Here is a 14487-nt window from a genome sequence, read left to right on the forward strand (position 1 = left end):
ACATCAGCTTCAACAACACCCTCACCGGTGACAAGACACTCACTGTCAACACCGCTGGCACGACTCTGTTCGACAAGGCGGTGAGCATTGCTCAGTTGACAACGGATGCCCCAGGCGCAGTTCAAATCAACGCACCCACCGTGGCCACCACAGGGACACAAACCTACAACGACCCCATGACCCTGTTGGCTAACACGGTCCTCAGCTCCACAGGTATTGCTGCCGCTGGCAACATCAGCTTCAACAACACCCTCACCGGTGACAAGACACTCACTGTCAACACCGCCGGCACGACCCTGTTCGACAAGGCGGTGAGCATTGCTCAGTTGACAACGGATGCCCCAGGCGCATTGCACATCAACGCACCCACCGTAGCCACCACAGGGACACAAACCTACAACGACCCGATCACCCTCGGCGCCTCAGCCACCTTGGTGGCGAATCAAATTAACATGGGACGCGTCTCGGCCACCATCCCCGCCGTGGCACTCACGCTCATGAGTCAAGGCGCGCAAGCTTTGACCGATATTTCGATCACTGGCGATCTGAATGTCACCACTGGCATGGGCGGCGTGAATGGTGGCTTGTCCCAGGTCGTGGGCACGACCATGAACATCGCGGGAGCTTCCACGTTCACCGCGCACACCAAAACGTCGCAAGTGGCTCAGTTGTCGAGTGCAAGAAATAGCTTCGCAGGTCCTCTATCGTTTGTGACCGCGCGGGGGGGGTCGTGGTCGAATGCCACTGTCGTGAGCAGCTCAGCTTTGAAAATGGGCGCTACCAACGTGACGGGCGACCTCTCACTCACGTCCACAGGCGGTGACATCACGCAAGTCGGCCCCATCGTGGTGGGTGGTGTGACGGAAATCGTCGCCTCTGCGGGAGCGGTCCAGCTGACAGACCCTGCAAACAGCTTTGTGGGATCCGTGAGCGTGGATACCAGTGGTGCATTTAGCCTCAAGACTTTGGGTCCGTTGACCCTTGGCACGGTCAAAACGGAAGGTGACACAGAACTCATCGCCGTCGGCAAGGTTGATCTAGGGACTGGAAACTATGGCGGCAAACTCAAAGTGGACAGTGGTGATGGAGAGATCGTTCAATCTGGACGCATCAACTTCGACGGTGATGTGAACTTCAACGCTGGCACGGCCAAAATTGACCTGTTCAATCCTTTCAACCTTTGGAAGGGCTCCATCGTCTACAAGGGCGGCATCATCATGATCAACCACCCTCAATTGCTCAACGCCACCAATGCGGGCACATTGATTGTGCGGGTAGAGACAACCATGGCTGCACCAGCTCAAGCGGCCAAAACCAGCCCAGCAGCAGGCTCACCAGCTGCCAGCGCGGCTGAGCCTGCAGCGACGCCCAAGGGTGCAGATATTTCAATCAGCGTCAACCGCGCGCCTAGCTCGGCACAAAGCGGTTTGGTCACCGTGACGGTGTCCGCAGAGATTGCTGCCACTGGCAAAGGTTTTACCTTTGCATTGACCGACCACCTCCCTGTAGAAGCGGCCAAGAGCACACAAGTGTCGGTGAGCCAAATCGATGGCAAGCCTTTGCCAGAATGGTTGCGCTATGAGCCGTTGACCCAAAAAGTGGTGGCTGTTTCGCCGCCGCCTGGTGCGTTCCCGATTCAGATCAAAGCCAACCTGGGCGGGATTGAGACAGTCATCGTCATCACCGAACAGCCCAAGTAAAGCAAGCCTAAAATTTCCCCTTCATGACCGAAGTTTTATTTGTTGCCTACTTTTTGGTACTCATTGCCTCGCTGGTGATCAAGACCCCCGTCATCAAAGGGCCGTGGCTGTTTTTGCTGCGCGCGTTTTTCCCAAATTGGAAGTTCTTTCATGCGGTGGGCTATGTGCCGCATCTGTATGCGCGCTCATCTGTTGAACTGGCAACCGGTGAATTGCAATGGTCAGACTGGGTCTTGATCTACCCGCGTCGCGTGCGCCGCCTGCACCATCTGCTACACAACCCCGACACCAACATCGGCCTGGCCCAACAAAACATGGTGGACCACTTTTGGGCTGACTTGCACGACTTGCCCGAGGGTGATGATCCACGCGCTTTGGTGAGCTACCAAATGATGCAGCGCTTGGTCGAGCAAGTGCTGCGTGCACATGATCTGAACTTCACGCACAGCCAGTTTGAGCTGCGCATGGTGCTGGATGGCCCCAGTGAAACGGTGGACACACATGTGATGATGACTTCGCCCGTGGAGGCGGCATGCTGATGGCCATTCGCGCCACCGAATTGTTGTTGGCGTTGAGCTTGCTCATTCAAACCTTGGAGTATTTGCGCATGGGCAAGTACACCGCAGACGATGGGTTTTGGTCTTGGCACTTGCAGCGTGCAGATATTCCCAACGCCCCGATGCGTGCTTTGTTGGATGTGCTGTTCAAGCCGAAAGTGCATCAGCTGCATTTGGTCTTGCGCTTGCTAGCGACGCTTATGTTGTTGGTGCAAGGTGCATCGCTGCCCCTGATGGTTTTTTTGTTTGCCGGCAACTTGCTCATCCTCGTTCGCTGGCGTGGCGCGTTCAACGGGGGCAGTGATTTTTTTACACTGGTGGTGCTCACGGGCTTGCTTATTTCGCAAGTGATGGACGCATTGGGTCATGTGCAGTTGGGTTGGCAAGCCGGGTTTTGGTACATCGCCATTCAGGCCGTCACCTCGTACTTCATGTCGGGTGCGGTCAAGCTGCTGCGCCCTGAGTGGCGCAATGGGGCCGCCCTGACTATTTTTTTGAACGGCGCCATTTACGGCCCCCTGTCTGCCTCACACCCGTTGCGCAACAAGTGGCTGGCCATGATGGGCTCTTGGGGCTTCATCGGGTGGGAAATTTTGTTTCCCTTGAGCTTGCTTGACCCACGCTTGGCCGCCGTGTTTTGCGCTGTGGCGGCGTTGTTTCACTTCTTGGTGTTTTGGTTTTTTGGCTTGAACCGATTCTTTTGGGCGTGGCTGTGTTCATTCCCCGCCAGCATTTGGTGCAGTGCGCAGTTCAGTGCGCACCTGATTTAAGCCATCGCGGCTTCAATTGCCTCCATCGCCTCAGTCAGCTCTAACCAACGCAGCTCTAGCTTGGCCAATTCGTCTTCCACAACCTTGAGACGTTTACCTGCGTCGGCAATGTCAGCCGGGGGCAGGGGTGTGGCGAGTTTGTCGTGCAGCGCGGTTTTTTCAGACTCGAGCGTGGCCATGGATTTTTCAACGCCATCCATTTCTTTTTTCAACGGGCGTTTTTTCTCGTTGATGTCTTTGCGCTGCTGGCCATTGTCTTTGGCCAACCCCACTGGCGGCGCAACAGCAACAAGCACTGGCTTGGATGCCGCAGCATTGGCCGCCGCCACCGCCTCGGCACGCAAGCGTTTGCCTTCGTCCAGCAGGTAGCGTTGGTAGTCGTCCAAGTCGCCGTCAAAGGGCTCGACGCCACCACGTGAGACCATCCAGAACTCGTCACACACAGCACGCAACAACGCACGGTCATGACTGACCAGCATCACGGTGCCTTCAAATTCGTTCAGCGCCATGCTCAGGGCTTCGCGGGTGGCCAAGTCCAAGTGGTTGGTGGGCTCGTCCATCAGCAAGAGGTTGGGGCGTTGCCACACCAACATACACAGCACGAGTCGCGCTTTTTCGCCACCGCTCATGCTGCCCACGGCTTGCTTGACCATGTCGCCGCCAAAGTTGAACTGGCCCAGGAAGCTGCGCAAGTCTTGCTCGCGGGTGGCTTGGCCGGCTAGCTTGCCGTCGATGGTGAGTTTTTTGGCCAACCCAATCATGTGGTCGAGCGGATTGTCTGCGGGGTGCAAGACGTCGAGTTCTTGTTGCGCAAAGTAGCCGATGTTCAGGCCTTTGCCTTCGGTCATGTCGCCGCCGATGGCTTGCAAATCACGGGCAATGGTTTTCACCAGCGTTGATTTACCCTGACCGTTGGCACCCAAGATACCAATGCGTTGACCCGCCAGCACCGAGCGGCTGACGTTTTGCACGATGACCGTGGGTGGCGTGCCTGCAGGCGCGTCGGCAGGGGCAGGGTAGCCCACACTCACGCCTTGCATGCTCAGCATGGGGTTGGGCAAGTTGGCGGGTTCTTTGAACTCGAAGCTGAAGTCGGCATCGGCCAGCAAGGGCGCGATTTTTTCCATGCGGTCCAAGGCCTTGACGCGGCTTTGCGCTTGCTTGGCTTTGCTGGCCTTGGCCTTGAAGCGTGCAATGAACTTTTGCAAATGTGCAATCTTGTCTTGCTGTTTGGAGAAGGCGTTTTGTTGCAGCTCCATTTGCTCGGCGCGCATGTCTTCAAACTTGCTGTAGTTGCCGCCGTAGCGCACCAGCTTGCCTGCGTCGATGTGCAAGGTGACGTTGGTCACTGCATCCAAAAACTCGCGGTCGTGGCTGATGACGACCATCGTGCCCTCATAACGCTTGAGCCAAGCTTCAAGCCAGACCAAGGCGTCCAAGTCCAAGTGGTTGGTGGGTTCATCCAGCAGCAACAAATCAGACGGGCACATCAGCGCACGGGCCAATTGCAAACGCATGCGCCAACCCCCCGAGAAGCTGTTCACAGGGTTGTCTAGCTCTGTCGTTTTAAAGCCCAGACCCAAGATGAGTGCTTGTGCGCGTGATTGCGCATCGTGCTCACCCGCGTCGTACAGCGCCATGTAGGCGTTGCCCAAACGCTCGCCGTCGTCGGTGGTTTCGGCAGCGGCCACTTCGGCACGTGCGTCGTTCAACACCGTGTCGCCTTCAATCACAAACTCGGTCGCGCTTTGCTCAGTCTCGGGCATGTCTTGGGACACTTGGCCCATGCGCCATTGGGTGGGAATATAGAACTCGCCTGAGTCTTCTTGCAAGTTGCCATTGAGCAAGGCAAACAGCGAGGATTTTCCTGCGCCGTTGCGGCCCACGAGGCCTACTTTTTCGCCAGGGTTGAGGGTGACGTTGGCGCCTTCGAGCAACACCTTGGCGCTGCGGCGCAAGGTGACATTTTTAATCGTGATCATGGGGTAACAGCGCTTTCAGTGATCGCTTGGCGGGTGAGAAGTAAGACCTGGTCGTCACCCGCACTGGTCGACAGCCAGATGACATCTAAATTTGGAAAGGCTGCTTCAAAGTGATCGCGTTCATGGCCAATCTCGAGCACCAAAACAGCGTTGTCGCGCATGTGTGCAGGGGCGTCGCAGAGCATGTGGCGAATAAAGTCCATGCCGTCTTGGCCGCCGGCCAACGCCAGCGCTGGCTCGGCTTTGAATTCGGCGGGAAGCTCGGACATGCTTTGTGCGTTCACATACGGTGGGTTGCACAAGATCAAATCAAATACACCATCGGCTTTGGCCAAGCCATCTGACTCGGCCAGCGTCATGCGTCCTGCCAGACCGTGACGCTCTATGTTGATCTGCGCCACGGCTAAGGCGTCTTTGGACAAATCAAGCCCAAGCACCGTGATGTCTGGGTAAGCCAATGCCGCCAATATGCCTAAGCTGCCATTGCCCGTGCACAGGTCGAGCACGCGACTGGTGTGGGGGTCCAGCCAGGGGTCAATGCTGCCCTCAGCGAGCACTTCGGCAATCAGTGATCGCGGCACGATGGCGCGCTCGTCGATGTAGAACGACACACCTTGCAGCCACGCTTCTTGCGTCAGGTACGCGGCAGGCTTGCGGCTGGCAATGCGGTGGGCGATGAAGGCTTGCACGTGTGCAACTTGCTCTGCAGAGGGGCTTGTGTGGTGCGCCTCGTCCGACACATCGGTGTCGAGCGGCAAACCCAGCTTCCACAGCACCAGCCAAGCAGCTTCGTCGGCGGCGTGGGTGGTGCCGTGGCCGAAGCTCAACTTGCCTGCGGTGTGGGCAGCGTCAAGCTGATGCGCGCTCTGAGCAATGAGCGCGCTGAGTGTCATGGATGGGTTCATTGGGCGGACGTGTTGGCCACTGGGGCCAAGCCGTGCAGCTGTTCCAGCACACGGCGATAAATATTTTTCAAGGGGTCCAAATCAGCCACGGCCACACACTCGTTGATTTTGTGGATGGTGGCGTTGGGTGGACCGAGCTCGATGACTTGTGGGCAGACTTGCGCGATGAAGCGACCGTCACTGGTGCCGCCGGTGGTGGACAGCTCGGTGTCGATGCCAGTTTCGTCGCGGATGGCGCGTTGCACAGCACCGACCAAGTCACCGGGGGTGGTGAGAAAGGGCAGGCCGCCGATGGTCCATCGGAGGTCGAAATCTAAGTTGTGTTGGTGCAGCACAGCGGTGAGGCGCTGTTGCAATTGCTCTGGCGTGGATTCGGTACAAAAGCGGAAATTAAAGTCCACCACACATTCGCCTGGAATCACATTGCTCGCACCCGTGCCTGCGTGGAGGTTGCTCACTTGCCAGCTGGTGGGTGGGAAGAAATCATTGCCTTTGTCCCATTCAATCGCCACCAAGTCGGCCAATGCAGGGCTGAGCAAATGAATGGGGTTTTTGGCGAGTTGCGGATAGGCGATGTGGCCTTGCACGCCTTTGACGGTGAGCTTGCCGCTCATGGTGCCGCGGCGGCCGTTTTTGATCATGTCGCCCGTGCGCTCAACCGAGGTGGGCTCGCCCACAATGCACCAGTCGAGCTTTTCGCCGCGGGCTGTGAGGACCTCGCACACCTTGACCGTGCCATCTAAGGCTGGGCCTTCTTCGTCGCTGGTGAGCAAGAACGCGATGTGCAGGGATGGGACTTTGCAGGCTTGCGCAAACTCTTCACAGGCCACCACCATGGCGGCCAATGACGCTTTCATGTCGCTGGCACCACGGCCAAACAGTTTGCCGTCGCGGTGGCTGGGGGTGAAGGGGTCGCTGGTCCACTTGTCAATAGGGCCGGTGGGTACCACATCGGTATGGCCAGCAAATACCAAGGTTTTGGCGTTTGCATGTGCGCTGCGTTTGACCGCCCACAAGTTGCTCACACGAAAGTTGTCAGGGCCGCTGTCGATGCGCTCACACATAAACCCAAGCGGCTCAAGCCGCGCGGTGATGATGTCCAAACAGCCCGCGTCCTCGGGGGTGACCGACGGGCGCGAGATGAGTTGCTCGGTGAGCTGCAGGGTACGGGACATTTAGTCGCGCAACAAATCGTTGATGCTCGTCTTGGAGCGGGTTTGCGCGTCCACGCGTTTGACCACGATGGCGGCATACATGCTGTAAGGCGCGCCGTTGGCGGCCACTTTAGGAATATTGCCAGCCACCACCACAGAGCCAGAGGCCACGCGACCATAGCTGATCTCGCCTGTGGCGCGGTCAAAAATGGGGGTGGATTGGCCAATGAACACGCCCATGCCGAGCACCGAGTTTTCTTCAATGATGACGCCTTCCACCACTTCAGAGCGCGCGCCAATGAAGCAGTTGTCTTCAATGATGGTGGGGTTGGCTTGCAAAGGCTCCAGCACGCCGCCAATACCGACGCCGCCTGACAAGTGCACGTTCTTGCCGATTTGTGCACAAGAGCCCACGGTGGCCCAGGTGTCCACCATGGTGCCGCTGTCCACATAGGCACCGATGTTGACGTAAGAGGGCATCAAAATCGCACCCGCAGCAACGAAGCTACCGCGACGCGCCACAGCGGGTGGCACCACGCGCACGCCTGCGGCTTTCATTTCGTCTTCGCTCAAATGGGCAAACTTGGTGTCCACTTTGTCGTAAAAGGCCAAGTCGCCAGCCCTCATGACGCGGTTGTCATTCAAACGGAAAGACAGCAAGACCGCTTTCTTGAGCCATTGGTGAACTGTCCATTGGCCCACCGCTTCGCGGGTAGCGACGCGTAAGCGGCCTGCGTTCAATTCGGCAATCACGTGGTTCACGGCATCGCGCACATCTTTGGATGCGTCGGTCGCGCTGATGTTGGCGCGGTTGTCCCAGGCGTTGTCGATGACGTGTTGGAGTTGGTGTTGAGTCATGGTTGTCTTCTCTACGTTGAAATAAATTAAGAATGGTTGTTTTGGATGAACGCCACGATGCGTTGCGCGGCTTCTAAGCACTCGGCGGTTTCGGCCACCAAGGCCATGCGAATTCGACCTGCGCCGGGGTTGGCTTGATTGGCTCCGCCAAGGCCTCGGCCCTCACGCGCCAAGTAGCTGCCCGGCAGCACGGTGACATTGTATTGAGCCAGCAAGTCACGAGCGAAAGCCACATCATCGCCCACGCCACTGTTGGCGGCCTTGTGTTTTGGCACTGCAGCCCAGAGGTAAAAACCAGCATCAGGCAAGCGCACATCCATCACTTGGGCGAGCAAGGGCGTGACCGCTGCAAACTTTTGGCGGTATTGCTCGCGGTTGGCCACCACATGGGCTTCGTCATCCCAAGCGGCCACGCTGGCGGCTTGCACCATGCCGCTCATGGCAGAGCCGTGGTAGGTGCGATACAGCAAAAATTGCTTCAAGATGTGGGCGTCGCCCGCCACAAAACCACTGCGCATGCCGGGCACATTGCTGCGTTTGGATAAGCTGGTGAAAGCCACCAAGTTTTTAAAATCTGTGCGGCCCAATTTTGCTGCGGCTTCTAGGCCACCCAAGGGCGCTTCCTCGCGGAAATAAATCTCGCTGTAGCACTCGTCGCTGGCAATCACAAAACCATATTGATCGCTCAAGGCAAACAGTTTTTCCCAATCGCTCATGGGCATCACAGCGCCAGTGGGGTTGCCAGGTGAGCACACAAACAGCAGCTGCGTTTTGGCCCACACCTCGTCAGGCACGCTGTCCCAGTTGACGTTGAAGTTGAGCGCCGGGTCGCTAGGCGCATAAAAAGGAGTGGCACCCGCCAAAAGAGCAGCACCTTCGTAGATTTGGTAGAACGGGTTGGGGCAGACCACCACCGCTTCACGCGTGGGGTCAATCACGGTTTGCACAAATGAAAACAAGGCCTCGCGAGAGCCATTGACGGGCAACACTTGGGTGGCAGCGTCCAACTTCAAACCGTAGCGGCGCTGCATCCATTTCACGCACGATTCGCGCAAGGCTGGCAGACCCGCCGTGGCAGGGTAGGCAGCCAACTGAGCGGTGGCTTTGGACAACGCTGCCAAGACCAACTCAGGCGTGGCGTGGCGTGGCTCGCCAATGCCCAGGCTGATTGGCGCATAAGCAGGGTTTGGGGTGACGGTGGAGAATAGTTGCTTGAGCCGCTCAAACGGATAGGGCTGCAAACGCGAAAGAAGGGGGTTCATGGCTGCTATTATCCCCGCGCTTGTCACTCCAACTGAACGCTATGCCTACTAATTCCTTGCTTGATTTGACCCGTGCCAAAGAATTTGCTTTCGAGGCCGACCAACTCCGCGAGTTGGTGATGACGTTTGAACAAAGTTTGAGCCAAGAGATGGGCATCATTCGTGCCGGTTTAGCCAACGCTGACCCCTTGAAAGTGTCGCATTCGCTGCATGTCTTGAAAGGCTTCATGCCTTTGTTTGCCACACCGACTTTGGCCCAAGCCATGACCGAGCTCTACCAAACCAGCCGAGACATGCCGCTGGAGGTGACGGGTCCTGTCTTTACTGCATTAGTACCCAGTTTGGAGGGCTTGCTGGTTGAAGTTCGCTCGTGCCACAGCGCTTTATGATCGAGTCTGTGTCTAGAGAGGCTTTTCAGTGCGTCTGAATTCAATCAAGTTATCGGGTTTCAAGTCCTTTGTGGACCCCACCAATTTTCTGCTGCCTGGTCAACTGGTCGGTGTGGTGGGCCCCAACGGTTGCGGCAAATCCAACATCATGGACGCCGTGCGTTGGGTGCTGGGTGAGAGCAAGGCCTCAGAGCTGCGTGGCGAGTCCATGCAAGACGTGATTTTCAACGGCACCAACACCCGCAAAGCGGCCAGCCGTGCCAGCGTCGAGCTGGTGTTTGACAACGCCGACCACCGCGCTGGCGGCCAGTGGAGCCAGTTTCCAGAAATCGCAGTCAAGCGCGTGCTCACACGTGATGGCGGCTCAAGCTACTACATCAACAACCAAGCTGTGCGTCGCCGTGATGTGCAAGACGTGTTTTTGGGCACTGGGCTTGGACCACGCGCTTATGCCATCATTGGTCAGGGCACGATCAGCCGCATCATTGAATCCAAGCCCGAAGAACTGCGTTTGTTCCTCGAAGAAGCAGCGGGCGTTTCCAAATACAAAGAGAGACGCCGCGAAACCGAAAACCGCTTAAGTGACACCCGCGAGAATTTGACCCGCGTGGAGGACATCTTGCGCGAGTTGAACGCCAACCTTGAAAAGCTCGAAAAGCAGGCGGTGGTGGCCCAGCGCTACCACGCCTTGCAAACGGATGTGGGCTTGAAGCAGCACCAGCTTTGGTTCTTGCGCCGTGCCGAGGCCCAAGCCGACCAACTGGCCATCAAAACCCAAGCGGACCAAGCGGTCAACGCGCTTGAGTCGCGCATTGCCGACCTGCGCAACATCGAAGCCGACCTAGAAGCCGTGCGCCAAGCTCACTATGTGGCAGGTGACCAAGTCAACCAAGCGCAAGGCGCCTTGTATGAAGCCAGTGCCGAAGTGGGTCGTTTGGAAGCCGAAATTCGCTTTGTGGTTGAAGGCCGCCAACGCGCCGAGGCGCGCCTGATTCAAATCAAAGAACAAACAGCGCATTGGCAGTCGCAGTCTGAAACTGCCCAACAAGAGATAGAAAACTTGGCTGCCTTGGGCCTAGACAGCGAAGAAAAAGCCGTGATGCTTGCCGCGCAAGTGCAAGAGCTGGCCATGCAACTGCCCGAGCAGCAAGAAGCCCTGCGTGTCGCCCAGCAACGCAGCAACGAACAACGTGCGAGCGTGGTGCAAGTGCAGCAGCAGATTCAAGTGTTGGCCGCTGACCAGCGCAACATCGAAGAGCAAAGCCGCAACACCCACGCCCGCCAAGAGCGCTTGAGTACCGACAAAAATGCCCTGGACGCTCCCGATGAGCTGCACTTGAACAAGCTCAAAGATCAACTGCAAGAAGCCCTATCTCACGCCGAAGTGACGGCTGCTCAGCTCGAAGAGCTGCAAGCCCACGTGCCAGCGCTAGACGAGGCACGCCGCACTGCACAACAAGCGGTGAATGCCGAGCAATCGAAGCAAGCCGATTTATCGGCCCGCTTGGAAGCTCTCAAAGCGCTGCAAGAAAAGGTGCAGACCGACGACAAGCTCAAGCCTTGGCTCGCCAAGCACGGCTTGGAAGGTTTGCAGGCGTTGTGGAGCCGTATCCACATTGAAACGGGCTGGGAAAACGCCTTGGAGGCTGCCTTGCGCGAGCGCATGGCCTCGCTAGAGGTTTCTCGCTTGGACATCGTGCGCGCTTTTCAAACCGATGTACCGCCCGCCAAGCTGGCTTTTTACACCCCACCGAGCGCTTCTAATCCTTTGCCGCAGGGCCCTTCGCAAGATTCGCCTACCGCGCTGCCTTTGCTTTCATCCCTCTTGCGCTTGAACGATGTGGCCCAAAAAGCCCTGTTGAGCGACTGGCTCAATGGCTGCTTTACCGCGCCCAACCTAGACGAAGCTTTGGCCAAACGCGCCAGCTTGGTAGCGGGCCAAGTGATTTATGTCCCAAGCGGCCACGCCATCAGCGCACACAGTGTGAGCTTTTACGCGCAAGACAATGCGCAATCCGGTTTATTGGCGCGTGCCCAAGAGATTGACAACCTCGACAAGCGCAGCAAGGCCCAACACCTCATTGCAGACGAAGCCCGTCACACCTTGATCCGCGCTGAGGCTGCTTACAGCGAGTCCTCTCAGCGTTTGGTTAGCATCCGCGCCGAAGCTACCGCAGCGCAGGCTTCAGCCCACGTGTTGCAAGTGGAGACCCTGCGCCTGAGCCAATTGGCTGAGCAAACCCGCGCGCGCAGCGAACAAATCAGCGGTGATTTGGCCGAGGTCCAAACCCAATTGGCCGACTTGCAAGCGCGCCGTGCCTGGGCGGAGGTTCGTTTTGAAGAACTCGACATGCAACTGGCAGACAGCCAAGAGCGGCATGCGCAGTTAGACGATGCGGTGATCCAAGCCGAACGCCAGCTGAGCGACAGCCGAGAACAACAACGCAGCTTGGAGCGCCAAGCCCAAGAAGCTCAGTTTGCCCAACGCAGCTTGGCCACGCGTGAAGCAGAACTCAAACGCATCATCGACACAGCCTCGCAACAAGCGGCTTCGGTCGCCAGCGAAGAACAACGCGTGCTAGAAGACCTCACTCGCTTGACCGATGCTGCTGCCCAAGCAGGCTTACAAAATGCACTCAACATCAAGATGGAGCGCGAAGCCTCCCTGGGTGCCAAGCGCAGCGATTATGACGAGCTCACCACCAAGTTGCGTGCCAGCGACGAGCGCCGTTTGCAACTCGAGCGGGAGCTAGAACCCTTGCGCCAACGCATCACCGAGTTCCAACTCAAAGAGCAAGCCGCTCGCTTGGGTCTTGAGCAGTACACACAGTTGCTGGCTGACGCCGCGGCCGACCTCGAAGCGGTGTCAGCCTCCATCTCGGCCAACCATGTGCGCTTGGGGGGGTTGCAAGGCGAGATTGACCGGTTACACCGCGAAATCGCCGCCTTGGGCGCTGTGAACTTGGCTGCCTTGGAAGAATTGGCCAGCGCCAGTGAACGCAAGCAATTCTTGGACGCGCAAACCAAAGACTTGACCGACGCGATGAACACGCTCGAAGACGCCATTCGCAAGATTGATGGTGAAACACGCGAGCTCTTGGGCGGCACTTTCAGGCAAGTCAATGAACACTTTGGCCGCATGTTTCCCGAGTTGTTCGGCGGCGGTCATGCGCGCTTGGTGATGACGGGCGATGAAATTTTGGACGCTGGCGTGCAAGTGCTGGCCCAGCCACCCGGCAAGAAAAATCAAACCATCCACTTGCTCTCAGGAGGTGAAAAAGCGCTCACCGCAATTGCCTTGGTGTTTGCTATTTTTCAACTCAACCCAGCACCGTTTTGCTTACTTGACGAGGTGGATGCGCCACTCGATGACGCCAATACCGAACGTTATGCCAAGCTGGTGTCGAGCATGTCCAAAGAAACGCAATTCCTTTTCATTTCACACAATAAAATTGCGATGGAAATGGCGGAGCAACTCATTGGTGTGACCATGCAAGAGCAAGGCGTTTCCCGCATTGTTGCGGTGGACATGGAGTCCGCAGTGACCCTAGTCGATGCCGTTTGATAGCACAATAAAAACATGAGCACTCTTCAAATTGGTTTAGCGATTGCAGGTGGCGTGGTCCTTGCAGGCGTGGTTGCGCACAGCGCTTGGACCTCACGTAAAAACAAACCCCGCCAGGCCGAGCCGACGCTGCAAGAAACGCTGTCTGTGTCTCCTTCTTTCTTGACCCATCAAGACCAAGAACCTTCGTTTGATCCAGCACCTGCCAACGAGGCGCACAACGCATCCGACCTGGCAGCCAACCCACTGGCTCCCACTTACAAGACCAGCGGCAGCCTAGACCCCGTCTCAGATATGGCGCGCAGCATGATGGAAGAAGCCACCGCCCACGCCCAACGCGTGCCCGATGAGGCCGAAATGGCTCGCATTGCGCAAAGCAAAGCGGAAACCGCCAAATTGGCCGCCGAACGAGCAGCTCAGCCATCTTCTGCCGCGCATACCGTGAACACGCCCACGATGTCGCCCGCGGTAGCCAAGGTCATGGACACGGCAGGCGCTGAGTTGCCACAACCTGAAAAACGCCCCGCCTTAGACGCGTTGATTGACGTCATTGCTGCGGTTGAAATTGATTCACCAATCTCTGGTGATGCTGCGATTGCTGCGCTGCCAGCGACGCGCCGCGTGGGCAGCAAGCTGTTCAGTGTGGAAGGCCTCAATGCAGACACTGGCTTGTGGGAGCAACCTCGCCACGGTTTGCGCTACAGCGCATTTCAGTCAGGCGTGCAACTGGCTAACCGCACAGGCGCCTTGAACGAAATTGAGTTTTCTGAATTCGTCACCAAGACACAGCATTTTGCGGACGCCATCAACGGCGCGCCAGAGTTTCCAGACATGTTGGAAGAAGTGGCCCGTGCTCGCGAACTAGACAGCTTTGCCAGCGCCCATGACGCACAACTGAGCTTTACCTTGAAAGCGACCAAGGCCGCATGGAGCCCCGGCTACGTGCAGCAAAACGCCGCACGCTTGGGCTTCATCGCTGGCGTCTTGCCAGGCCGCATGGTGGTGCCTGCGCCAGTGCACGGCTTGCCGCCGATCTTGGGTTTGACCTTTGACTCGCAAGCTGCAATGTCGGAAGACCCCACCCAATCGGCGATTTACGAACTTGCCTTATCGCTTGATGTGCCGCAAGTCGAGCGCAAAGAAGAGCCTTATGCCCGCATGATTCAAACCGCCTACGAATTGGCGCGCGTGATGGACGGCGCCATCTCGGATGACAACGGCCAGCCTTTGTCTGAGGTCGCCATCGGTGCCATTGCCCGTGACTTGCTGGCTTTGTACGACACGCTCGAGGCCCGTGACTTGTCAGCTGGCTCGCCCCAAGCGCGTCGCTTGTTCAGTTAATTGC

Annotated in this window: 11 protein-coding genes; 6 read left to right on the forward strand and 5 right to left on the reverse strand. The window is 57.5% G+C overall.

What is annotated here, in order from left to right:
- The 3 genes from V7Q41_RS12105 to V7Q41_RS12115 all read left to right on the forward strand — a co-directional run.
- Window positions 1-1700, forward strand: a 1700-nt coding sequence (locus V7Q41_RS12105; RefSeq protein WP_333846133.1) for a hypothetical protein, incomplete at its 5' end; no start/stop codon positions are given.
- Window positions 1701-1723: 23 nt separating this feature from the next.
- The gene (locus tag V7Q41_RS12110) at window positions 1724-2239 is read left to right on the forward strand and encodes a hypothetical protein (RefSeq protein ID WP_333846134.1); all 516 of its coding nucleotides are present in this window, start codon (window positions 1724-1726) and stop codon (window positions 2237-2239) included.
- On the forward strand, window positions 2233-3027 hold the full coding sequence (locus V7Q41_RS12115; protein ID WP_333846135.1) for a hypothetical protein: 795 nt from the start codon (window positions 2233-2235) through the stop codon (window positions 3025-3027). Before V7Q41_RS12110 ends, V7Q41_RS12115 begins: the two co-directional genes overlap by 7 nt.
- Here the strand turns inward: V7Q41_RS12115 and V7Q41_RS12120 are convergent.
- Genes V7Q41_RS12120 through dapC form a run of 5 tightly spaced genes read right to left on the reverse strand, consistent with a single transcriptional unit; the run spans window position 3024 to window position 9188 of the window.
- Window positions 3024-5009, reverse strand: coding sequence for an ABC-F family ATP-binding cassette domain-containing protein (locus V7Q41_RS12120; RefSeq protein ID WP_333846136.1), 1986 nt, complete (start codon window positions 5007-5009; stop codon window positions 3024-3026). The two genes, V7Q41_RS12115 and V7Q41_RS12120, sit on opposite strands and share 4 nt — an antisense overlap.
- Window positions 5006-5902, reverse strand: a complete 897-nt coding sequence (gene prmB, locus V7Q41_RS12125) for a 50S ribosomal protein L3 N(5)-glutamine methyltransferase (protein ID WP_333846137.1) — start codon at window positions 5900-5902, stop codon at window positions 5006-5008. Before prmB ends, V7Q41_RS12120 begins: the two co-directional genes overlap by 4 nt.
- Before the next feature lie 8 nt (window positions 5903-5910).
- Window positions 5911-7089 (reverse strand): succinyl-diaminopimelate desuccinylase, encoded by a 1179-nt coding sequence (dapE, locus tag V7Q41_RS12130; RefSeq protein ID WP_333846138.1) that lies wholly within the window; start codon window positions 7087-7089, stop codon window positions 5911-5913.
- Complete coding sequence (gene dapD, locus V7Q41_RS12135) at window positions 7090-7926, reverse strand: 2,3,4,5-tetrahydropyridine-2,6-dicarboxylate N-succinyltransferase (protein WP_333846139.1); 837 nt, start codon at window positions 7924-7926, stop codon at window positions 7090-7092. It abuts the gene before it with no gap.
- Window positions 7927-7952: 26 nt separating this feature from the next.
- Window positions 7953-9188: a succinyldiaminopimelate transaminase gene (gene dapC, locus V7Q41_RS12140; RefSeq protein WP_333846140.1), complete on the reverse strand. Its 1236-nt coding sequence runs from the start codon at window positions 9186-9188 to the stop codon at window positions 7953-7955.
- Window positions 9189-9229: 41 nt separating this feature from the next.
- On the opposite strand from dapC, the gene V7Q41_RS12145 reads away from it, so the two are divergent.
- The 3 genes from V7Q41_RS12145 to V7Q41_RS12155 are packed head-to-tail and all read left to right on the forward strand — an operon-like array spanning window position 9230 to window position 14483.
- A complete protein-coding gene (locus V7Q41_RS12145) occupies window positions 9230-9577 on the forward strand; it encodes a hypothetical protein (RefSeq protein ID WP_333846141.1) in 348 nt (115 codons plus the stop codon).
- A gap of 28 nt (window positions 9578-9605) precedes the next feature.
- Window positions 9606-13142 (forward strand): chromosome segregation protein SMC, encoded by a 3537-nt coding sequence (gene smc, locus V7Q41_RS12150; RefSeq protein WP_333846142.1) that lies wholly within the window; start codon window positions 9606-9608, stop codon window positions 13140-13142.
- Window positions 13143-13157: 15 nt separating this feature from the next.
- Window positions 13158-14483 (forward strand): cell division protein ZipA C-terminal FtsZ-binding domain-containing protein, encoded by a 1326-nt coding sequence (locus V7Q41_RS12155; RefSeq protein ID WP_333846143.1) that lies wholly within the window; start codon window positions 13158-13160, stop codon window positions 14481-14483.
- Window positions 14484-14487 lie beyond the last annotated feature (4 nt).

The sequence above is a fragment of the Limnohabitans sp. genome, from assembly GCF_036804465.1.
Lineage (GTDB): Bacteria > Pseudomonadota > Gammaproteobacteria > Burkholderiales > Burkholderiaceae_C > Limnohabitans.